This is a genomic window from Micromonospora sp. NPDC049047, from assembly GCF_040649135.1.
Lineage (GTDB): Bacteria > Actinomycetota > Actinomycetes > Mycobacteriales > Micromonosporaceae > Micromonospora.
In genome coordinates this window covers 231,245-252,583 of sequence record NZ_JBEZEY010000005.1, presented here as the reverse complement: position 1 = coordinate 252,583, position 21,339 = coordinate 231,245, and the positions used below count along the sequence as shown (strand labels likewise).

Sequence of the window (21,339 nt, the reverse complement as noted above, 5' to 3'; positions counted from 1 at the left end):
TCACAGCTCTCCCCGGGCCTTGCGCGCGACCAGCTCCAGCACCGCGATCACCGTGCCGGCACCGACGATCTCACCCCGGGACACCAGCCCGTACGCCTCGTCGAGCGGAATCCACGCGACCTGCTCCGCCTCGTTCACGTCCAAGGGTGCGCCGATGTGCTCAGCCTTACGAGCCAGGAACAGGAGATTCTCGGCGTCGGCGGTGCCGACCCACGGTTGGAAGGTCAGCAACGGCTCCACCCCTTGAGGCCGCCAGCCGGTCTCCTCCTCGACCTCCCGCACCGCGCACTGCGCCGGCTGCTCCTCGCCATCGACGTAACCGCCGGGCAACTCCCACACCCACCGGTCGAACACGAACCGGTGCCGCCGCATCAACAACAGACGCTGCTGATCGTCGACCACGGCGACCATGGCCGACCGGGGAGCCCGGATCACGTACTGCTCGAAACGAATTCCGTCGGGCAACTCCACCTCGGCGATGCTCAATTGCGCCCGCCGGGAGTCGTCAACCACCCGTTCACCGTGAATGGTCCAGCGGGTCAACTCCGTCGTCTGCTCCTGCTCCTTCACCCCGCCAGTATCCGCGCCGGACCTCACCACGCACCGCATGCCCGGTTAGGCAAAGAGCCGCACGCCGCCGACCGCATCGCGTCGAGCGATGCCTCCTGCCCAACCCCCTAACACCAGCCGAGACCGCCAGCATCCGCGACGCCCGCCCCGCTGGACCACCACCCACCCCGAACCCGGAACCCGTGCGGGTCGAACGCCGCGTCAGCTGCCGAGGAGCCCTGGTCATCGCGGGCCAACGCATCCACGTCGGCATCGCCCACGCTGGCCGAACGCTCACCGTCGAAGCCGCCGACACCACCCTTCCGCGTCCACGACGGCGACCAGCTCCTCACCGAAGTCCCGCGCACCACCGTCAAACCGATCGCCCGGTTCAAGGTCCGTAAGCCGGAGCCCCCGCGACAGCAAACAGGCGGTCAGGTCGAGTCGGAGTATGCGAGGTGACTGCCACAGTGCCGGCAGCGGAAGAGATAGGCGGTGACCGGGCCGTCCTTGCTCAGCGCTTGCAGATACCAGTCCTTGTCATCGGCCGACCAACCAGACCCGGCCAACTCCAGCCGCAGGTGTTCCAGCGCGTCAGGAAAGGCAGCCAACTCGTTCGCCCCGACCAAGCCATGGAACTCCGCCGCGTCGCGGCAATGGTGCATCCACTGCTCCTGCTGCCACCCCAGAAAGCCGGGCGTCCGGCGGAGAACCACCTCGGTCACGTCGGCAGGCACGTCGTCCGGAACCCGCCAGCTCGTGTCGGTGAACTGCGCGTCGAACATCCCAGCCGCCCGGCCGTCCGCGATGCACCAAGGGCACAGCGCCCTGGCCAGCTCTTCCACCGCGAAGACCGGGCCGACATACGTGAACGGCCGCCGCCGCCGACAACACGCGCACACCACCTCAGCAGCCACGATCGAACCCGTCCCCACCGGATCCGGGTGATAAGCAAACTGCGGAAGACGTTCCTCGTCAGCCAGCACCCGCCGATCCTAGGACGTCACGAGCGGCCACCCGAGCCCTGAACAGCTACCCTGAAACGAAGATCGTCTAGCCGGACGTGTCACCCACGTCCCGAGACTGATCTGTCACGCAGGTCCTGAGACCCGACAGGCCGGCAGCACGGCCGGCAGTCGTCCGTCCCACCCCTCGCGCGAGGGGTCACGGCCGGTTGACGTGTCGGTACCCGGTGCTACTCTGGCGCTCGTCGAGCACGCCAGCGCGGCCCTCCTGCCGGATCGCTGACTCGACTCTGGAGATGCCCCACGGCCTTCCTGCCCTTGATGTGGGCCACGTCCCGCCGGCTCCCGATCGCACCGGCCGCTATGCCGGCTCCCTGAATCCGCGCGCCTCGGCGACTCCCTGAGTCGCTGACGAGAACTGCTGTACTTAGCTGCTGTACGCAAGCAGAAAGGCCACCTCCCGAAGCCGGGAAGTGGCCTTTGACCTGCGTGAGCGATGACGGTATCGAACCAGCGACCTCTTCGGTGTGAACGATCGGCTCTGTTCAGCCGGCGACGTCCACCACCACTTTCCCGTTGGTGGTGCCGCTGGCGACCAGTCGGTGGGCGTCCATGACCGTGTCGAGTGTGAACGGTCGTGGGTCCAGTCGCGGACGTAGGGCGCCTGCCTCGGCCAGCGCCGCGATCTCCCGCAGGATGTCGCCCTGGTGGTCGCGGCCGCGCCCGGTCAACATCGGCAGCAGGGTGAACACCCCGGAGTAGGTCGCTCCCCGGAACGACAGCGGGGCGAGCGAGTGTGACCCCCAGCCCAGCGCGCTGACCACGTGCCCGTGGTAGGTACGCACCGCCGCGAACGACGCGTCGAGGGTCGCCCCGCCCACGTTGTCGGCGATGACGTCGAACCCCTCGCCCCCGGTGTACCTCTGCACGTACTCCTCGACGCTTGTCGAGGTGTAGTCGATCGGCACCGCGCCCAGGCTTTCGATCAGGTGCATGCTCGCCGGGCCGCCCGTGGCGTACGCCTCGGCGCCGCGCGCCTTGGCGAGTTGGACGCCCACGTAACCGACGCCGCCGGCGCCACCGTGCACAAGCACCTTCTGCCCGGCGCGGACCCCGGCCCGGTCGACAAGGCCCTCCCAGGAGGTGATCGCCGCCAGCGGCAACGCGGCGGCCTCCCGCATCGAGAGTGTCCTCGGCTTGCGGGCCAGGAGTCGGGCGTCCACGGCGGCATACTCGGCGAGTGAACCCGGCAGGTCGCCGACGCCACCACACAGTCCGTACACCTCGTCGCCCGGCGCGAAGTCGGTCACCTCCGCGCCGACCGCCGCGACGACGCCGGCGAGGTCCAGGCCGAGCACCGCGGGCAGCTGGATGCGCGCGTGCGCGGCCTTCCCTGCCTGGATCTTCGTGTCGAGCGGGTTGACCCCGCTGGCGACGATCCGGACCAGCACCTGTCCCGGCCCGGGAATGGGCTGGTCGATCTCCTCGACGGTCAGCGGAGTATCGAACTCCCGCAGCACCACAGCGCGCATGACAGGTCACACCCTTCGTGATCGAACTATCACGTAGACGCTATCCAAGCGGCGCGCCGCGGCGGGCGGTATCGGCAGCGACCCGCGTGATTGAGCTGCAGGCACATCGGCCGGCTCCTCGACTGCGCAGGGTTCGGCGCCGCGACGTCCGCTGGGTCCCGCTGTCGGCGGGACCCAGCGGACCGTCAGACCGGAGGCGACTGGGCCGTGTCGGCCAAAAGCAGGGACAGTTCCCGGACCAGATCGTCCATGGACTGGCCGCTCTGTGCTTTGACCAGGCCGAGTGCGAGGTCCGCGAGCAGGTAGAAGCCGAGGGTACGGGCCTGCTCGGAGCCGAACGCCGACATCAGCGCCTCGGCGCCGACGAGGTCACCTCGGTGTTTTGCCGCGATGACCCCGGCGGCGCGTTGGACGATCTCCGCGGCCTCGGGGGTGTACCCGGACACGCCGGATCAGATTTTCGGGGTGGCGGCGCGGCCGGCGTCGAAGCGGGAGGTGACGTCGGTCCAGTTGACCAGGTTCCACAGCCGGTCTACGTAGTCCGGACGGACGTTGCGGTACTGCAAGTAGTAGGCGTGCTCCCAGGCGTCGAACACCAGGATCGGGGCGGACTTTCCGTCACCTGTCCGCCTGAGCACAGCCACGGGCAGTCCGAGCCCGCCTCAGCCCTCGTCGGCGCCGTCGAGCAGCGCCCGGCGCAGGGCCAGCCGGTGCTCGCGGCGGATCTCCGCCTCGCGGTAGCGCCGCCGGTCCCCGTCGGTCTCCGGCAGCAGTTGCGGCACGGTCCGCGGCTGCCCGTCGTCGATCGCGACCATGACCAGGTGCGCGGTGGCCACGTCGGTGGGCGGCACCGCCCGGTCCCACCGGTCGGCGGTGACCTTGACCGCGACCTCCATCGAGCTGCGGCCGGCCCAGGTGATCCGGGCGTCGACGTGCACGACGTCGCCGACCCGCACCGCGCGCAGGAACGCTGTCTCGTCGATCGCGGCGGTGACCGCCGGCCCGTCCGAGTGCCGGGCGGCGACCACCCCGGCCACCGAGTCGATGAGGTTGAGGATCCGGCCGCCGTGCACCGTACCCATCAGGTTCGTGTGGTGCTGATCCATGATCTGCGACAGGGTCAGGTGCGACGCCGACGGCGCTCGGCCGGCGATCGTGGCGGTGTCGTGCACAGCGGCAGTCCGTCCCTCGGGAAACCACACCACGGGAACGCGGACACGCTGACGAGGACGCGCCGACGTACGGCACGTCACCCGCTCAGCCCACCCGCGAGGCCGACGGCGGCGCACACGGTTGTGTACGCGACGTTGGCAGGTCTTCGGACTCGCGGGCCTGACCGGTCGTGCCGGTCTCCTACTGGCCGTCGCTTCCCAGGCCGACGGCCCAGTGCTGATGACGACGTTCGTTCCCACTCACCGCTGCGGGGCAGCCCCGGATTTTCACCGGGTTCCCTCTTACGACGCCCAGCCGGTCACGACGGGGCGAACCAGCGCCGCCCGGAGCATAGCTGGCCAGGGAATGTGTCCACCAGGGCGTCCCGCTGCGGCGGCGCGCGTCCTCATCGTCGACTTCTGTGATTTGAGGAAGAAGATCGCCACCTATTGAAAAAGTCTCGCGGCGGTGAGGATATGCAGATGCGTCGTCTCCCCCAGACTTGCGGGCGGGTGGTCTCGGGCCTCCTCGCGTTCCTCCTCGCCTCGGCGGTCGCCCTCCTCGTGTCCGCCCAATCCGCCGCGGCTCACGGGACTCTCGCCATGTCCACGCCGGCGGGTGGCGCCACGGTGCGCGAGCCGTTGACGTCGGTGCAGCTCTTCTTCACCGAGAAGGCCGCTGCCAACGCGTTCTTCACGGTCACCGCGCCGGGTGGCATCCGGGTCGACAACGGCTGGTCGTATGGGGAGCCGACGCCTCTCGATAAGCCGGTACGGGAGTACTTCCTGGTCAACGGGCAGTTCGAGCCACGGGAGTACACGACCGGGTTCCCGGCGACGGTGGCCGTCACCCACCTGCCGGCCAAGGGGCAGTACTCGGTCAGCTACCTGTCGGTCGCCTCGGACGGCGACACCGTGCGGGGCACCCTGACCTTCCGCTACGACGGACGGGTGACGGCCGCACCCAAGGGGTGGAGCCCTCCGACGAACCAACCGGACCCGGCGCTGGTGGCCGCCACCGAGCAGCAAGGGTCATCCGGGCAGGCGTCGGCGGTGCCGACCACCTCGGCTGAGCCGGTGACCCCGGCGTCCGGGGCGGCGGCGGGCCCGCCCAGCGGGTCGACCGACGAGAGTGGTTCCGGAGTACCGACCTGGGCCGGCTGGGCGGCGGCGATCGCGGCGGCCGGAGCGGCGGCCGGATTCGTCCTCTGGCGTCGCCGAACGGCCTCCACCGGCAAGCCCACGGGCCGGGGCCGTACCTCGCCGGCGGCCTCCGGTCGACGCGGCGGCGGTGCCCGTACCACGAACAGGACCGGCGGGGGCAAGGCCGGCGGAGGAAAGGCGGGCACTGGCCGGGCCAGCGCTCGCACGACGGCCACCGGCAAGGCCGGCGCGGCGACCGGCGGCGTTGCGCAGGCCGCGGGCGACAAGAGGCGACCCACCACCGGGCCGGCCGCGCGCAAGAGCAACACGGTCGTCGCGGCCCGCACGGGCGTCGCTGCCGATCCGACGCCGGCCGATCAGGCAGCGACGGACCGCGCCACCACTGACGACGGATCGGCTGTCGATGCCGGACCTCGGTCCGACACGGACCTGGCCGCCGTGGCACCCGGGTCCCGGCTGAGCAACGCCCACCTGGCGCTGCTCGTCGGTGGGCTGGTGCTCGCCCTGCTGGCCGGGTTCGGGCTGGCCCGCATCGGCACCGGCGACCAGGGCCGGGCGGACAACGCCCGGCAACCGGCGGGCGGTCCGTCCGCCTCCGAGCAGGCGGTGTCCGCGGCCGATGGGCACCAACACCCGGCGGGTACCGGGCCGCACACACATCGGGGTGACACCGCGACGGGCGAGACGCTGGCGACCGGGACCATGGTCAGCGCCGGCGGGTACACCCTGCAACCGCTGGAGCGGTCCCAACCGCCTGGGGTACGCGCGGACTACCGGTTCCGCATCGTCGGGACCGACCGGCAGCCGGCGACCCGCTTCGCGGTCGTCCACGACAAGCCGTTGCACCTGATCGTGGTCGGCCGTGACCTGTCCGGCTACCAGCACCTGCACCCGACGATGGCGTCCGACGGCACCTGGAGCGTCCCCCTGACGCTGGCCCGACCCGGTGGCTACCGCGTCTACGCCGACTTCTCCGTGACCGCGGCCAACGGCACGCAGCTGCCTCTCGTGCTGGGCGTCGACCACACAGTGCCCGGCACGCACACCCCGACGGCGCTGCCGCCGGCGCAGGCCCAGGCGACGGCCGGGCGGTACGCGGTGTCGATGAACGGCACTCCGACGGTGGGGGTGACGGCGCCGATGTTCTTCCAGGTCAGCGCCGGCCCGACCACACCCGCGCAGGTGGAGCCGTACCTCGGCGCTTTCGGGCACCTGGTCGTCGTCCGCGAGGGCGACCTCGGGTACGTGCACGTCCATCCCGAGCCGGAGCTGGTCGACGGGTCGGTCAAGTTCTGGCTGACCGCCCCCAGCTCGGGCCGGTTCCGGGCCTTCTTCGACTTCCAGATCGCCGGAAAGGTGCACACCGCCGAGTTCACGATCAACGTGCCCTGAGACCGGAACTTTCTCCCCGTCGCGGCCGACCATCCAGCCAGCAGCGATCATCGGAGGAAGAACACATGCGCACCACCAGCCCGCTCGGTTCACGCCGCTCGGCCATCGTCCTCACCGCCGCGATCCTGGCGGTGGGCGTCGCTGGTTGCGACTCGTCCGACGCCCCGTCGACCGGGCAGGCCAGTCCGTCCGCGTCGACGTCGGCCAACCCGGACGCCGCTGTGCTCGGCATTCGTGACCCGTGGGTGAAGGCCGCCGACAAGGGGATGACGGCGGCCTTCGGGACCCTGGTCAACGACGGCGACAGCGATGTCACGGTGACCGGTGCCGCGACCTCGGTGTCGCCGATGGAGCTGCACGAGATGGCCATGAAGGACGGCAAGATGGTCATGCAGGCCAAGCAGGGCGGCGTCGTGATCAAGGCGAAGAGCACGCACGCGCTGGAGCCCGGCGGCGATCACCTGATGCTGATGGACCTCACCAGGCCAGTCCAGGCCGGCGACGAGCTGACCTTCACCCTGACCTTCGCCGATGGCCGGACCCAGCAGTTCCGCGCGGTGGCCAAGCCGTTCACCGGCGCGCAGGAGAGCTACGCCCCCGGGCACGGCGAGTCCATGCCCGGCACGAGCGCGACGCCGGGGATGAGCATGAGCCCGGCATCGTGACCGAGATGTCACAGGTCCGACCGGTGAGCAGGCGTGGCCTGCTCACCGGCGGGGCCCTGGCCGTCGGCGGCGCCGTGACCGGCGCGGCAACCATCACCGCGACCCGTACCGACGGCGGGCAACCACAGACGGCTGCCGACACCACGCCGGTGGCGGGCGTCGGCGGCCTGGTCGAGCCGTTTCACGGTGCCCGGCAGGCCGGGGTCGCCACCGAGCCGCAGGCGCACGCGGCATTCGTCGCGTTGACCCTGCGGGCCGGCACCGACCGGGCCGCGCTGGGTCGGATGCTGCGTCTGCTCACCGACGACGCGGTCCGGCTCACCCAGGGCCAGCCCGCGTTGGCCGACACCGAGGCGGAACTCGGGCTGCTGCCGGCCCGGCTGACCGTGACCTTCGGCTTCGGCCCCGGCCTGTACCGGGCCGCCGGTGTCGACGATCGGCGGCCCGCCTCGGTCAGCGACCTGCCATCGTTCCGCGTCGACCGCCTCCAGGCGGCCTGGTCCGGCGGCGACCTGCTGGTGCAGATCTGCGCGGACGACGCGGTGACCGTCGCCCACGCCCAACGAGTGCTTCTCAAGGACAGCCGGCCCTTCGCCACCGTCCGGTGGGTCCAGCGGGGCTTCCGGCGCAGCCCCGGCGTCGAGCCGGGCGGCCACACGCAACGCAACCTGTTCGGCCAGCTCGACGGCACCGCCAACCCCCGGCCCGGCACCCCGCTGGACACCGCCCTCTGGGTGCCGGACGGCCCGGCGTGGCTTCGCGACAGCAGCACAGTGGTGGTGCGGCGGATCAGCATGAACATGGAGACCTGGGACCTGCTCGGGCGCGACGATCGCGAACTCGCCATCGGGCGGCGGCTCGACACCGGCGCCCCCCTGACCGGCACCGTCGAACACGACGAGCCCGACTTCGCCGCCACCGGCCCGGACGGGCTCACCGTCATCCCCGACTTCTCCCACCTCACCCGGGCCCGAGTCACCGACGACCGGCTGAAGATCCTGCGCCGGCCCTACAACTACGACGGTGTGCCGACGGCCGAGGGTCACGCCGACAGCGGATTGATCTTCACCTCGTTCCAGGCCGACATCGCCCGGCAGTTCCTGCCCATCCAACGCCGGCTGGCCGAGCGGGACCTGCTCAACGAATGGACCACGCCGATCGGGTCCGCCGTCTTCGCCGTCCCACCCGGATGTCCACCGGGTGGCTGGATCGGCGAGCAGGTGCTCGGATGACCGCGCCAACCGCAGACCGCAGCAGGCGCGTACGGCCACTCCACCCCACCGCCGTCCGGCTCGGCGCGGCGGTGCTCGCCGTCGTCGTGGCGCTGCTCATCCCGGCCGCCCCGACCTGGGCGCACAACTCGCTCAAGTCCTCGACGCCGGCTCGGGACGCGACAGTACCGAGCGCACCGACCGAGATCGTCCTCGAATTCCTGCAACGGCTGGACCCCACGTTCACGACCATCGTGCTCACCGACACCGCCAGCCGGAAGCTCGCCACCGGCGAGCCGGTGGTCACCGGGGCGAGGAGCACGGTCCCGGTGACCGACACGCTGCCCAACGGCAGGTACACGGTCGCCTACCGGGTCGTCTCCACCGACGGGCACCCGGTCCAGGGGTCGTACCCGTTCACTGTGGCCGACCCCACGTCCAGCGCAGCGCCGGTTGCCGGCGTCGGCACGTCGGCGGTCACCCCGTCCGCCATCGCGGCGGTGAAGAGCGGCGGCGGCCCGGGTGCCGGCGTCCTCGTCGCGGGTGCCGCGCTGGCCGTTCTCGTCGCGGTGGCGGCCGGACTGCGGTGGCGGCGGGCCGCCGTGCCCGGCCGCGCTGGCGAGCCCGACCAGCCCTGACCTCGGGGACTGGACCCTCCACCTGGTCGGGAACCGGCAGCCCCGGTGGCCCGACTACCAAAGAGGGCCGACGCGACACACCACCGGGCGACCAGACCAGTACGGGAAGGGCCTTCGTGTGCTTCCCTACCCATCCGATCGGATCACCATGTCTCTTACCGATTTGTCCGGCGCGGCGACGCCACCACCAACGACACCCGCGGAGACCGCCCGCCCGCCCCGGCGCACGTCACCGTTCGGCGCGCTGCTGCTGCGACTGCACTTCTACGCCGGCATCCTCGTCGCCCCGTTCCTGGTGGTCGCCGCGCTGACCGGGCTCGCCTACACCACCACCCCGCAGCTCGACGCGATGCTCTACGGCGACCAACTGACCGTCACTGAGGTGGGTGAACGTCAGCTCCCGTTGGCCGAACAGGTCGGGGCCGCCCGGAACGCGCACCCGGCCGGCATCATCAGCGCCGTGCAGCCCGGTGACGGCGACCGGACCACCAAGGTGGTGTTCTCCCTGCCGGAACTCGGCGAGAAGCAGCACACCGTCTACGTCAACCCGTACACCGCCGAGTCCCAGGGGCAGCTCACCACCTGGTTCGGCTCCACGCCCGCCGCGACGTGGCTGGACGACCTGCACCGCCACCTGCACCTGGGCACGGTGGGCGAGCACTACTCCGAGCTGGCCGCGAGCTGGCTGTGGGTGATGACCCTCGGCGGGGTCATGCTCTGGTGGCGCCGACGCGGCACCGCCCGAGCCACCGCCCGGCACCTGCTCGTGCCCGACCTCTCCTCGGGCCGGGGCGTTCGCCGTACCCGGGGTTGGCATGCCACCACCGGCGTCTGGCTCGCCGTTGGCCTGCTCTTCCTCTCTGCCACCGGCCTGACCTGGTCCCGCTACGCCGGCGCGAACTTCACCTCCGGCCTCGACGCGCTCAGTGCCCGCACGCCGGAGATCTCCACAAGCCTCACCGCCGTCCCCGCCGAGGCGGGCGGCGGTCACCACCACGGTGACGCCGGCGAGGGCGGAACTGTCGAGTCGGCGGCCTTCGACCGGGTCCTGACAGTCGCCCGCGAAGCGGGACTCTCCGGGCCGGTCGAGATCGTCCCCGCACCGGAGCCGGGCCTCGCCTGGACCGTCACGCAGGTCGACAACGCCTGGCCGGTCGCCAAGGACCGCGTCGCCGTCGACCCGGCCGCCAGCACTGTCACCGCCCGTAGCGACTTCGCCGACTGGCCCCTGCTTGCCAAACTGAGCGGTCTCGGCGTCCAGGCCCACATGGGTCTGCTCTTCGGCCTGGTCAATCAGATCCTGCTCGCCGCGCTGGCGCTCGGACTGCTCTGCGTCATCGGCTGGGGCTACCGGATGTGGTGGCAACGCCGACCCACCCGCACCGGCCGACGCGCCCTCGCCGGCACCCCGCCGGCCCGAGGCGGCGTACGCGGGCTCCCGCTCTGGGCACTGCTGATCGGCGTACCGGTGACCGTGGCGATCGGCTGGGCGCTGCCCCTGTTCGGGCTCACCCTGCTCGCCTTCCTCGTCATCGACGTCGCCGTGGGCGCGGTGTCTCGACGCCGGCGACCCGCCCAGGCGCCCACCTCGCCGGCGCCCGTCGGACGTTGACCCGCCGGTCCGGCCGTCCGTTGCCTGGACGGCCGGACCTGACGCGGTCAGATCACCACCTGCTTGGTGGTCGGCAACCCGTCGACGAGCGACTTCTGCACGTTTATCGTGTCCGCGATGATCTCGTGGGGCGTGTTGGCCATCCACTGCATCACCGAGATGTCCTCGAAGCGCGGATGCCGGAACATCTCCAGGAACACCAGCGGTTCGTCACCTGTGTTCTCGATGTAGTGGCCGTACGCGAATGGCACGTAGCCCACGTCGCCGGCCTGGAAGTCGAACGTCCGGGCGGCGGCCTGCGACGCGAAGACACCCATCCGACCGGTTCCGGAGATGTAGTACTGCCACTCGTCGGTGGTGGGATGCCAGTGCAACTCACGCATCCCACCGGGCTCGACCTCCACCAGGGCGGCGGCGGTGGTCACGGACGCCGCGAAGTTGGTCGAGTCGGTGATCCGGACCGTTCCGCCCCGGAAACGCTGCGGTGTCTGGGCGGTCATCCGGTGTTTGAAACTGCGCGGGATGTCGCCGGTGGGGCTGACCACGCGGTCCTGTTGCAGGGGCGGTGGAACGTCGCCCTGGAAGATGTACTTCTCCCGCTCGGGCAGGTTCTCCAACTGCTCAAGCGTCCAACCGAAGTTCTTCGCCAGGACGTGCCGAGGCGTGTGGGCGAAGAAGTCGCTGAGCAGGAACGTGTTGTTCTCCGAGAAGCCGCCGTCGTCGAAGACCAGCAGGAACTGGCAGCCGTCGGCGAGCGCCTGGATGTTGTGGGGCACGCCCTGCGGAAAGAACCACAGATCACCGGCCTTGACGTCCTCGATGAAGTTGCGTCCCTCATGGTCGACCGCGCTGATCCGGCAACTACCGCTGAGCACGTACGCCCATTCCGACTGTTGATGCCAGTGGATCTCCCGGTACGCGCCCGGCTCCAGGCCGAACTGGACACCTGCCAACTGGGTGGCGATGGGCAGGTCGCGGTTGGTGACCTCACGGGTCCAGCCGCCCTTCTCCACCCGGGTGTGCGCCTGGGAGAACGAGAACTTCAGATTGGGCACCAGCCGGCTGTCGGTGGTCGGTGGCACCAACAGATCGGGGTTCTGCCGTTCGAGTTCGACATTGCGGCCCGCGAAGGGCGGCCCGCCCTGATCGCCGCGCCGCGGCTGGGGATCGGGGTTCGCCATGGTCGCTGACTCCTCACTCGGGTTGGATCGGACCGGGCGCGGGAACGGATCCGCCGCGCGGCCGGAACCGGGACGAGAGCCCCAGCAGGGCACGCACCCCGATCCAGCCGTACTGGACTCCTATCGCGAGCGGAATCGCTACCGCGGTCGCCCCCAGCACCAGGCGGGTCCACGGCGGAGCGTGACCACCCGCCCCGGTGCTGGCGAAGAGGACGAGCGCCAGCAGTACGACCCGGAGTCGGTGCCGGCCGGGAAGCTGGGTCGATGGGGTCATACCCTCGATGATCGGGTCCCGACCGCCGTCGTCGCATCCCGTGATCGCGCCATCACCACAGGTCAGATAGAGGACGCCACGGGCCATCCAGCGCAATCGGGCCGGTTCGTCGATCTGCTCGCCCGCTCCGGACGCCGTGGTTAGGCTCGGTCGCAGGACCGCATGTCGACGCGCCGGGTCACCACCGGGAGAACGCCATTGTCCGAATCATCCCTCGACGCCGGCACGTTCCCGGCTGACGATCTCGCCAACGCCGAGCAACGCCGGCGTTCGCTGTTCGCCACGGCGGACCAACTCCGGCTCGCCGGGGGCGGGACTGCGGCGCTGCGCGTCCTGGCGGCGGAGATCGCCGAGCACCGGCACGGCGACCACCACCGGGCCGAGGTGCTCGGGCGACTGGCGCAGGTCGCCGCCCGGGAGCAACCGTCGGTTGCCCTCGCTGGCCTGCGGGAGACGCTCGACCAGGGCCTGGACCACCGGAGCCGGTGCACTCTGCTGGCCATGATCGCCGCGGTGGCTTCGCGTATCGGCCATCCGGACGCCGATGCCCTGCTCCGCGACGCGGGCACCGCGCACGCGGCATCGGGTGACAGCTCATCCGGTCGCCACCTCGCGCTCGGTCGGGCGGCTCGGTCGCTGTCGTACGGCGACCTCCCGGGGGCCGACGCCGTGCTCGCGGCTCTGGACCCGGATGTCCGGGTGGCACGGCGCGACGCCATCGCCATCCGGGCAGAGCGGATCCTTGTGCACCTGGGCCTGGGCCGACACCAGGACGCGCGGAGCGCGACGTCGTCGGACGAGACGACGTGGCCCGGCACCCAGGCGAGCGGCAGCCTGACCGCGCTGGACTGCCTACGGATGGTCGCGGTGGGAGAGTTGCCCGAAGCGGGTGCGCTGGCTGTCACGGCGCTCGGGTCGGACTCGACGGACCTCAGCCCGGAGGTGCGTGCCCTGCTGGTCGCGGTAATCGCCGAGGTGCGCTACCGCGGTGGCGACCACGACGCCGCCCGCGCCGTCCTGCGCCCGTGCCTCGGGCCGAGACGGTGGCCGGACAGTACGACGTGGACGGTGGCGTGTTGTGTCGCGGTCCGCGACCCCGCTTTCAGTGCGCCGGCGCGACTGCTCGACCGAGTCGTCGCTGACCTGCACCGGTCGGTGCGACAGTTGCTGCCCGTGCCGCAGTTCGGCCCTCGACTGGTGCGCGCGGCGATGGCCGTCGGCGACACCCGGGCGGCCCGCCGGGTCACCGAGTTGGTCGAGCTGGTGGCCACCCGTACACCGGTCCCGCTCTGGCGCGCGCTGGCCGCGCAGACCAGGGGCCTGCTCGATCGTGACCCGGACGCGCTGCGCTCGGCGGTCGACGGGCTGCGCACGACCAGCGCCCGGCCGGCGCTCGCCGACGCGCTGCTCGACCTGGCGAACAGTCCTCGGCTGCGCCGGACCGAGGCGTGGGATGCCGCGCACGAGGCAGCCGCGCTCTACGCCCGCATCGGTGCACCGGGCGACCAGGCGACAGCCGACCGGCGGTGCGTGGCACTCGCCGCCACCCCACGGCACCGGCCGTCGACCGACGAGCCGCAGCGGACCGGTTTCGGCACGCTCACCCCGGCCGAGGAACGGGTGGCCGAGGTGCTGGCGGCCGGCGCCACGAAGAAGGAGGCGGCCGACACCCTCTTCGTCTCCTTCCACACCGTGGACACGCAGCTCCGCTCCATCTATCACAAGCTGGGCATCCACAACCGGATGCAGTTGGTCCGCGCCTGGGACCGGTACAGGGCGAAAATCGGCTGACCTTCCCGTCACTTCTCGCTGTCGAGCATGCCCATCATCTGCGCCGCGTACCGCTCGCCGGAGGCGGCACCGGCCGGCACGGCCCGCTCGATCTCGTCGAGTGCCTCCCGGTCCAGCACCAGATCGGCCGCGGCCAGCGACTCGGTCAGCCGGTCGCGTCGCCGCGCGCCGACGAGCGGCACGATCTGCCCGCCCTGCGCGGCCACCCAGGCGATCGCCACCTGGCTGGTGGTCGCCCCCAGCCGCTGCGCGACCCGGCCCAGCGCCTCCACCAGGCGCAGGTTCGCGGCCAGGTGCTCGCCCTGGAACCGGGGGCTGTTCGCCCGGAAGTCAGTGCCGGGCAGCTCACGCTGGGCCGACCAGTGCCCGCTCAGCAGCCCTCGGGACAGCACCCCGTAGGCGGTCAGCCCGATGCCCAGCTCCCGCAGCGTCGGCAGGATCGTGGCCTCGGGGCCCCGGGACAGCAGCGAGTACTCGATCTGGAGGTCGCTGATCGGCGCGACGGCCGCCGCCCTGCGGATGGTGTCCGCGCCCACCTCGGAGAGCCCGATGTGCCGGATGTAGCCGGCCTGCTGCATCTCCAGCAGCGCGCCGACGGTCTCCTCGATCGGCACCTGCGGGTTCAGCCGGGACGGGCGGTAGATGTCGATGTGGTCGGTGCCCAACCGGCGCAATGAGTACGCCAGCCGGTCCTTCACCGCCGCCGCCGACACGTCGTACGGTGCGGCCTGGAACCCGCCGTCCGGTGTCCGGCGTGCGCCGAACTTCACGCTGAGCACCACCTCGTCCCGACGCCGCTCGCGCAGCACCCGGCCGATCAGCATCTCGTTGTGGCCCGAGCCGTAGAAGTCCCCGGTGTCGACCAGGTTCACGCCGGCGTCGATGGCGGCGTGCAGCGTCGCCACGCTCTCGGCCTCGTCGGCGGGCCCGTACAGATCGGACATGCCCATCGCGCCCAGCCCGATGATCGACACCTCCGGCCCGGAGGCACCCAGCCGTCGCCGTGGTAGAGCCGTCATGTTTCTCGTCTCCTTCGGTCGCCGTCGCGGCGCGTCCCTGAGGTCGAGCACCGCTGTGTACGCTGTGTCCATATAACCATCCTGTGGACACAGCGTCCATTTATTGCGGAGGACCAGTGGCCCAACTCACGCCGGACGCCCACACCCCACCGCGCCGTGGTCGTGGCCGTCGCCCCGCCGAGCAGGTACGCGCGGAGATCCTCACGGCAGCCGGAGCACTCCTGCTGGCCGAGGGCATGGCCGGCTTCACCATCGAGAAGGTCGCGGCCCAGGCGGGGGCCAGCCGGATGACGATCTACAAGTGGTGGCCGTCGCGGGGAGCGCTCGCCCTGGACGGCTACTTCACAGTCGTCGCACCCACCCTGGCCTTCCCCGACACCGGCGACATCGTCGCCGACCTGACCGACCAACTCGTCGCCTTCGTCGACCTGGTCCGGGACACCTCCGCCGGGCGGGTCATCAGCCAACTCATCGGCCAGGCGCAGACCGACCCGGACCTGGCCGCCGCCTACCGGGAGCGTTACTCCGGCCCCCGCCGCGCACTCGCTGTGGAAACCCTCGGCAGAGCCGTGTCCCGTGGGCAGTTGCGCGCCGACATCGACAGGGAATCCGTCGTCGACCAACTCTGGGGTGCCTGCTACCACCGGCTCCTGGTCCCCGACCTGCCGCTTACCGAGGACTTCGCCCGCACCCTTGTCGACAACCTGATCCGCGGACTGCGCTGACGAATCGGCGGTCGCGGGGACGCGGGTGACACGACGTCCGGTTCCGGGCTCACTCGGGCGGTTTGGCCCCGGACTGCTCGCTGACCAGATACGTCGCGTACCAGTCGGGCCAGTTGTCGTCCCGCTTACCGGTGCGCTCCTCGTGCTCGCCGTGGGCGGCAGCCGCGCGGCGCAGCGCGCTCGCCAGGTCGCTGGCGGAACCGAACGACGTCAGCCCGCCCTCGATGCGCCCCGGCAGCCTGGTGGTGATCTCCTGCATGAGCCAGGTGTTGCCGTCCGGGTCGTGGAACGTGGCCCGTGAGACGTAGCTGCGCCGCTCCGGGTCGAGCCCGTCGACAGGTCCGTCCGGGCCGACGTGGAAGAGCCCACCCACCTCGACGCCGGCGGCGACCAGGGCGTCACGGGCCGCCGCAAGGTCGGCGACGACCAGGTACGCCATGGCCGACCCGGGCGCCGCCGGAGTGAGCCCCGGGCCGAACTGGACAGAACATCCGGAACCGTGCGGCGTCAACTGGACGATGCCGGGCGGGGTCTGGTCGAGCCGCCACCCGAGGCGCCTGTAGAACGCCTTCGCGCGGTCGACATCCGCCACCGGGATGACGATCACCTCAAGTTTGACGTCGACGTTCTCGATGCTCGTGTCGCCCATGGCGCTTTTCGGGCTCATCGCGTTCCCCTCCCGATCGCTGAACCTGCGGTCAGCCGGCCCTCCTGGCCCTGCGCACCCCGAACAGGGCGACCACGGCAAGGAGGATGACGGCCACTGAGTACTCGTCGGCGGTCTGCGGCAGGCCGCCCGCGTAGACCACCAGGAAGCCGGCGATCACCGTCGGGAGGCCGAATCCGACGTAGCAGACGACGTAGAGCAGCGACAGCACGCTGGAGCGCTCGTGCGCCTCCACCAGCGGCGTGATCGTCTTGAGGCTGCCCTGGAATCCGCCACCGAAGCCGACGCCGCCGAGCGCGAGACCGACGAAGAATCCCGGAACGGACTCCGCCATCACCGACACCAACGTGACGATCATGCCAAGCACGAGGGCGACGATCCCGGTCACGATCACCGTCCGGGCGGCGGCGTTGCGCAGCAGCACGACGGCGATCGACCCGAAGACCGCGAAGACGAAGAGGACCAGCCCGCCGACCACTATCGACGTGTTCATGAGGCTGCGCACCAGGGCCGGTCCGAGCGCCCCGAAGAAGCCGGCCAGCGCCCAGACCGCGAACAGCACCGGAACGACGGCGAGCAACGGTCCGCGTACGGCGCGCGGCAGGGTGATCTCCGGGCGCAGGCTTCGGCGCGCTCCCGCCATCGGCGTGACCGTCTCCGGCATCAGCGCGACCCCGACGAGTTGGACCAGGAGGATCACCAGGAGGACGACGTACACCAGCCGCGTCGGCGCGGGCAGGAAGTCGATGAGCAGCGCCGAGAGCAGGGCGCCGCTCCCGGTGCCGAGGCCGGGGGCGATGGAGTTCGCGAGCGTGCCGCGCGCCCGGTCGATGTCGAGCATCCCGGCCCCGACGGCGCCGGTGGCGGCACCGGCGGCCAGGCCCTGGAGCAGCCGGGCGACAAGCAGCGCGGGTACGCCGTTGGCGAAGATGAAGACGACGAGCGAGAGCATCTGCACCGCGATCGCCACCGCCAGGACCGGTCGACGACCCACATGGTCCGACAACTTGCCGAACGTGAGCAGCGACGCCAGCACGGCGAGCGCGTAGACGGCGAACACCACAGTGGTCGTGACCGCTGAGAAGTGCCAGCGTTCCTGGTAGGTGCCGTAGAGCGGGGTCGGCGCGGCCGACGCGGCCAGGAACGACACCAGGATCGACGCCAACAGCACCAGGGAGACGCTCGGCGAGAGTCGGGGCCTCCCGGCGGTCGGCATGTCGGTGCTCCTCGGCTGCGGTGACGACTGTGAAACCGGAGATCTCCTGGTGCGCGACGGCCGGGTACCCGCTCTGCGCCGTCACATGCGGGCGCGGCGGGCGACTCCGGATCAGCCCTCGGTGTCGTGACCGGTGGCCGGCAGGCTCGCCACGCTCCGGCCCAGTGCGCTGCGGAAGGTGCGGTACAGCTCGGCGCCGAGCAGAACCAGCTCTTCTCCAAGGCCGGAGAGCACCTCTACGGGGTCTTCGGCGATGCCCGGGTCGGTCTGATCGACGTCCGGGACATCGCCGCGGCCGGGGCGGCGATCCTCAGGAACCCCGAGCGGCACGAGGGCACCATCTACACGCCGACCGGGCCGGAGAGCATCACCTGGGCCAGGCCGCCGAGGACATCACCCGGACGCTCGGACAGCCGGTCACGTACGTACCGCAGAGCCCGGAACAGACACGCGACGGCCTGCTCCAGGCGGGTCTCGACGAGTGGTCGGCCGAGGTTCTCGCCGAGTACCGGGTTGCCTACGGTTCCGGGTGGGGCGATTTCACTAACGACCACGTCGCCCGGATCGTCGGTCGGCAGCCGCGGACCTTCGCCGAGTTCGTCCACGACCACCCCGAGCACCTGACCAACGCCTGACGCGGGTAGCCGGGCGGTATACCTCAGCGGCATGAATATGACTCTGGGTTATACCACCCGTTACCGCATCCGTCCCCGACCGAGGTGACCGACAGTCAGCGCCGGCCACGGCCCGGACCAGGATGGGGAACTACTCGGCTAGACCTCGGGGTGCCCGAAGAGCCCCGGCAGTCCCCCGCTGTGCAGGAAGACCACCCGGTCGCCGTGCGGGAAGCTGCCGGCCAGCAGCCCCGCCATCGCCCGGCCGGTGTACGTCGGGTCCAGGAAGACGCCCTCCTCGCGTGCGGTCGTCTCCATCGCGGCCCGAGCGCCGTCGGTGAGAGTGCGGTAGCCGGCGCCCACCTGGGAGCCGTCGATCCGCAGCGCGTCCGGCTCGACCTCGCCGTCGAGCAACTTGGCGACTGTCGCCCGCGCGTCCGGCAGGGCACCGACATCCACGCCGACCACTCGCGCGGCCCCCAACTCGCGTACCAACCCGGCCATCATGCCGCCCGAGCCGAGCGCCACCACGACGTCGGTCCCGTCGATCTCCGGCACCTGGGCCCGCAACTCCCGGCCGCAATTCACGTAACCAGCGACCGACCCGGGTGCGGTGCCGCCGAACGGGATCACCCACGCCGACCGCCGCTCCGCCTCGGCCGCCACCACCTCGGCGAGCGGGCGATCCCCACCCCAGACGACCTCCGCGCCGGCGAGCCCGTCGAGAAGCAGGTTGCCCCGCCGCTGCTCGGCGGGCGGGCCGGCGAGCACCAGTACGCAGCCGAGACCGAGCCGGGCGGCGGCGGCAGCGGTGAGCCGGGCGTGGTTGCTCTGCGGCGCACCCGAGGTGATGACCGTGCTGGCACCGGCAGCGAGAGCCTCGGCGCAGGTGTACTCCAGTTTGCGGATCTTGTTGCCACCGCCGCCGAGGCCGTTGAGGTCGTCGCGCTTGAACCAGAGTTCGGCCAGCCCCAGCCGGGCGGCGAGGCGGGGCGCGGCCTCCACCGGTGTCGGCCACGTGCCGAGGGAAACAGGGGTAGTCACCCAGGTAGCTAACCACCCCGCTGCTCCGCATGTAGTTCCTCGACCGCAGGTGGCCGGTGGCGACCGGCCGCGATGGGTCGCGTAACCGACAGCACTGCGATCAGGCGGCATGAATCATTAGCCGTTGCCTCGCACGGGACAGGCGGAGGAGTTGCTTGATGTCCGAGAAGCCGCTCGACCGGGCTGTGCCCCGCCAGCCACGCCCCGTCGACGCGGCGGCGCAGGCACCAGGCTCGACCGACAGCCCGCTGTGGCGCGACGACGACCTACCGCGGCGTGTCGACGAGCTCCGGCGTTCCGGGCGGACGAGCGAAGCGCTGCGAATGCTCGAAGCCGCGCCGACCGGGGACGCGGAACCCGCCGCGCTGGCGATCGCCCGCGCGCGGGTACTACTCGCCGTGCACCGACCCGACGATGCGGCCGAGGTGCTCCGTCAGGCCCACGAGCGGCATGGCGCTTCAGCCGAGCTGTCTGCCTGGCTGGTCGCCAGTCTGAGCCGTGGCCGGCACCACGATGACGCCGCGACGGTGGCGACCGAGGCCGCTGCGGCGTTTCCGGCGAGCCCACTGGTGCGCGTCGCGTCCGGACGGCTGCTCGTCGATCAGTACCGGTTCGAGGAGTCGTTACCGTACTTCCGCGAAGCCCACGCGCTCGATCGGGACGACCCGCGGCCGTTCAGGTGGCTGCTGCACGGTCTGCGCTGTGTACGCAGGTTCGACGACATCGACACGCTGGTCGCCACAGCCGGGATGATCGCCGACGCCGTACGGGTCGAATACGCCCGGAGCCTTCTCGATCGCTACCAGTTCGAGGCGGTGATCACACAACTCGGCACAGCGACTGACGAGGAGCCGCCGGCCCTGCCGTTGCGGCTCGAGGCGCTGTCCGCTCTGGGCAGGGCCGAGGAGGCACAGGGGCTCGCGGAGGCCGCGCTTGCCCGCAACCCCGCGGACCCACGCCTCTGGGTAGGGCTGGCGCACGTCCTCGACGAGAGCTACAAGTTCGAGGAGTCCCTGGCCGGCTTCGAACAGGCCCTCACGATCGACCCGTTCAACACCGACGCGCTTGAGTGGCGTACCACCGAACTGCGAAATCTCCGGCGGTGGGCCGAGGCCGAGCGGAGCGCCCTGGAGGCGGTCACCCGAGCGCCTCTACTGCCGCAGATGCAGGTTGAACTGGGTTTCGTGTACGAAGACCAGCACGACCTCGTACGCGCCCAGGCGGCGTTCGGTCGGGCACTCGATATCGATCCCGGGCACGAGTGGGCACTCTCCTCGCACGTGAGCCTCCTACGGCGGTTACACCGTATCGATGAAGCCGAGGAGGCCGCGCGTCAGGCGATCGAGCGACGCCCCGACTCACCTGACCTCTACTGTCAACTGGCCTATGTGCACGACGATCAGCACGATCATGAAAGCTCTCTGGCGGCTGTCGACCAAGCCCTCGTGATCGATCCGGCGGACGGATTGGCGCTCGCCTGGCGCATCAGAAAACTGCGAAATCGACGACGTTTCGACGAAGCCGAGGCGGCCATCCGACAGGCCACCGAAAAGCGCCCCGACCTGGCCCAGCCATACCTCGAACTCGGCTACCTGCACGACGGCCGGCACGACCACCAACGAGCGCTCGAGGCATTCGAGCAGGCCCTCACCATCGACCCACACCACGAATGGGCACTCGCCCAGCGCATCACCGAACTGCGCCAACTACGCCGCTTCGACGACGCGGAACAGGCCGCCCGACAGGCAATGGAGGCACGGCCGGACTCACCCCAGCCGTACCTCGAACTCGGCTACGTGCACGACGACCGGTACGACCACCAACGAGCGCTCGAGGCATTCGAACAGGCCCTCACCATCGACCCACACCACGAATGGGCACTCGCCCAGCGCAACATCCAACTGCGCCGACTACGCCGCTTCGACGCGT

Annotated in this window: 21 protein-coding genes, 1 pseudogene and 1 riboswitch; of the genes and pseudogenes, 8 read left to right on the top strand and 14 right to left on the bottom strand. The window is 70.9% G+C overall.

The window, feature by feature from the left end; genetic code table 11:
- From AB0B86_RS11020 to AB0B86_RS10995, 6 genes and pseudogenes are all read right to left on the bottom strand, one after another.
- Window positions 1-609 carry an NUDIX hydrolase gene (locus tag AB0B86_RS11020; RefSeq protein WP_357417508.1) on the bottom strand — a complete coding sequence of 203 codons (609 nt, stop codon included), beginning with the start codon at window positions 607-609 and terminating at the stop codon, window positions 1-3.
- 374 nt (window positions 610-983) lie between these two features.
- Complete coding sequence (locus AB0B86_RS11015; RefSeq protein ID WP_357417506.1) at window positions 984-1,535, bottom strand: CbrC family protein; 552 nt, start codon at window positions 1,533-1,535, stop codon at window positions 984-986.
- 524 nt (window positions 1,536-2,059) lie between these two features.
- On the bottom strand, window positions 2,060-3,046 hold the full coding sequence (locus AB0B86_RS11010) for a zinc-dependent alcohol dehydrogenase family protein (protein ID WP_357417504.1): 987 nt from the start codon (window positions 3,044-3,046) through the stop codon (window positions 2,060-2,062).
- A gap of 185 nt (window positions 3,047-3,231) precedes the next feature.
- On the bottom strand, window positions 3,232-3,492 hold the full coding sequence (locus AB0B86_RS11005; RefSeq protein WP_357417502.1) for a superoxide dismutase: 261 nt from the start codon (window positions 3,490-3,492) through the stop codon (window positions 3,232-3,234).
- A 6-nt stretch (window positions 3,493-3,498) separates the two neighbouring features.
- Window positions 3,499-3,651: pseudogene (locus tag AB0B86_RS11000) on the bottom strand (Fe-Mn family superoxide dismutase); the annotation flags it as partial.
- A 57-nt stretch (window positions 3,652-3,708) separates the two neighbouring features.
- Window positions 3,709-4,218 (bottom strand): acyl-CoA thioesterase, encoded by a 510-nt coding sequence (locus tag AB0B86_RS10995; RefSeq protein ID WP_357417500.1) that lies wholly within the window; start codon window positions 4,216-4,218, stop codon window positions 3,709-3,711.
- 119 nt (window positions 4,219-4,337) lie between these two features.
- A riboswitch (cobalamin riboswitch) is annotated at window positions 4,338-4,552 on the bottom strand.
- A 128-nt stretch (window positions 4,553-4,680) separates the two neighbouring features.
- Here AB0B86_RS10995 and AB0B86_RS10990 point away from each other — a divergent pair.
- The 5 genes from AB0B86_RS10990 to AB0B86_RS10970 all read left to right on the top strand — a co-directional run bounded on the left by AB0B86_RS10990 (window position 4,681) and on the right by AB0B86_RS10970 (window position 10,879).
- Window positions 4,681-6,753: a copper resistance protein CopC gene (locus AB0B86_RS10990; RefSeq protein WP_357417498.1), complete on the top strand. Its 2,073-nt coding sequence runs from the start codon at window positions 4,681-4,683 to the stop codon at window positions 6,751-6,753.
- A gap of 65 nt (window positions 6,754-6,818) precedes the next feature.
- Window positions 6,819-7,418 carry a copper chaperone PCu(A)C gene (locus AB0B86_RS10985; RefSeq protein WP_357417496.1) on the top strand — a complete coding sequence of 200 codons (600 nt, stop codon included), beginning with the start codon at window positions 6,819-6,821 and terminating at the stop codon, window positions 7,416-7,418.
- A 5-nt stretch (window positions 7,419-7,423) separates the two neighbouring features.
- Window positions 7,424-8,650 carry a Dyp-type peroxidase gene (locus AB0B86_RS10980; RefSeq protein ID WP_357417494.1) on the top strand — a complete coding sequence of 409 codons (1,227 nt, stop codon included), beginning with the start codon at window positions 7,424-7,426 and terminating at the stop codon, window positions 8,648-8,650.
- Entirely contained in the window at window positions 8,647-9,267 is a 621-nt protein-coding gene (locus AB0B86_RS10975) for a copper resistance CopC family protein (RefSeq protein WP_357417492.1), read from the top strand. Before AB0B86_RS10980 ends, AB0B86_RS10975 begins: the two co-directional genes overlap by 4 nt.
- Before the next feature lie 148 nt (window positions 9,268-9,415).
- Entirely contained in the window at window positions 9,416-10,879 is a 1,464-nt protein-coding gene (locus AB0B86_RS10970; protein WP_357417490.1) for a PepSY domain-containing protein, read from the top strand.
- Window positions 10,880-10,926: 47 nt separating this feature from the next.
- Here the strand turns inward: AB0B86_RS10970 and AB0B86_RS10965 are convergent, their stop codons facing one another.
- Window positions 10,927-12,060, bottom strand: coding sequence for a cupin domain-containing protein (locus AB0B86_RS10965; RefSeq protein WP_357417488.1), 1,134 nt, complete (start codon window positions 12,058-12,060; stop codon window positions 10,927-10,929).
- Between the two features lie 13 nt (window positions 12,061-12,073).
- Window positions 12,074-12,334: a hypothetical protein gene (locus tag AB0B86_RS10960; RefSeq protein WP_357417485.1), complete on the bottom strand. Its 261-nt coding sequence runs from the start codon at window positions 12,332-12,334 to the stop codon at window positions 12,074-12,076.
- Between the two features lie 198 nt (window positions 12,335-12,532).
- Here AB0B86_RS10960 and AB0B86_RS10955 point away from each other — a divergent pair, with 198 nt between their 5' ends.
- On the top strand, window positions 12,533-14,125 hold the full coding sequence (locus AB0B86_RS10955; RefSeq protein ID WP_357417483.1) for a helix-turn-helix transcriptional regulator: 1,593 nt from the start codon (window positions 12,533-12,535) through the stop codon (window positions 14,123-14,125).
- 8 nt (window positions 14,126-14,133) lie between these two features.
- On the opposite strand, the gene AB0B86_RS10950 is transcribed toward AB0B86_RS10955, so the two are convergent.
- Entirely contained in the window at window positions 14,134-15,144 is a 1,011-nt protein-coding gene (locus AB0B86_RS10950; RefSeq protein WP_357401974.1) for an aldo/keto reductase, read from the bottom strand.
- 116 nt (window positions 15,145-15,260) lie between these two features.
- Between AB0B86_RS10950 and AB0B86_RS10945 the strand changes: the two genes are divergently transcribed.
- Window positions 15,261-15,869 carry a TetR-like C-terminal domain-containing protein gene (locus tag AB0B86_RS10945; RefSeq protein WP_357417480.1) on the top strand — a complete coding sequence of 203 codons (609 nt, stop codon included), beginning with the start codon at window positions 15,261-15,263 and terminating at the stop codon, window positions 15,867-15,869.
- A 49-nt stretch (window positions 15,870-15,918) separates the two neighbouring features.
- Here AB0B86_RS10945 and AB0B86_RS10940 read toward each other — a convergent pair whose 3' ends face one another.
- From AB0B86_RS10940 to AB0B86_RS10920, 5 genes are all read right to left on the bottom strand, one after another.
- A complete protein-coding gene (locus AB0B86_RS10940) occupies window positions 15,919-16,536 on the bottom strand; it encodes a VOC family protein (protein ID WP_357417477.1) in 618 nt (205 codons plus the stop codon).
- A gap of 31 nt (window positions 16,537-16,567) precedes the next feature.
- Entirely contained in the window at window positions 16,568-17,752 is a 1,185-nt protein-coding gene (locus tag AB0B86_RS10935; RefSeq protein ID WP_357417475.1) for an MFS transporter, read from the bottom strand.
- 111 nt (window positions 17,753-17,863) lie between these two features.
- Window positions 17,864-18,082 carry a hypothetical protein gene (locus AB0B86_RS10930; RefSeq protein ID WP_357417473.1) on the bottom strand — a complete coding sequence of 73 codons (219 nt, stop codon included), beginning with the start codon at window positions 18,080-18,082 and terminating at the stop codon, window positions 17,864-17,866.
- An 11-nt stretch (window positions 18,083-18,093) separates the two neighbouring features.
- Window positions 18,094-18,420 (bottom strand): hypothetical protein, encoded by a 327-nt coding sequence (locus tag AB0B86_RS10925; protein ID WP_357417470.1) that lies wholly within the window; start codon window positions 18,418-18,420, stop codon window positions 18,094-18,096.
- A gap of 105 nt (window positions 18,421-18,525) precedes the next feature.
- On the bottom strand, window positions 18,526-19,410 hold the full coding sequence (locus tag AB0B86_RS10920; protein ID WP_357401984.1) for a pyridoxal-phosphate dependent enzyme: 885 nt from the start codon (window positions 19,408-19,410) through the stop codon (window positions 18,526-18,528).
- A 158-nt stretch (window positions 19,411-19,568) separates the two neighbouring features.
- Here AB0B86_RS10920 and AB0B86_RS10915 point away from each other — a divergent pair.
- Window positions 19,569-21,339: tetratricopeptide repeat protein (locus AB0B86_RS10915; RefSeq protein WP_357417464.1), on the top strand; the 1,771-nt coding region annotated here is incomplete at its 3' end.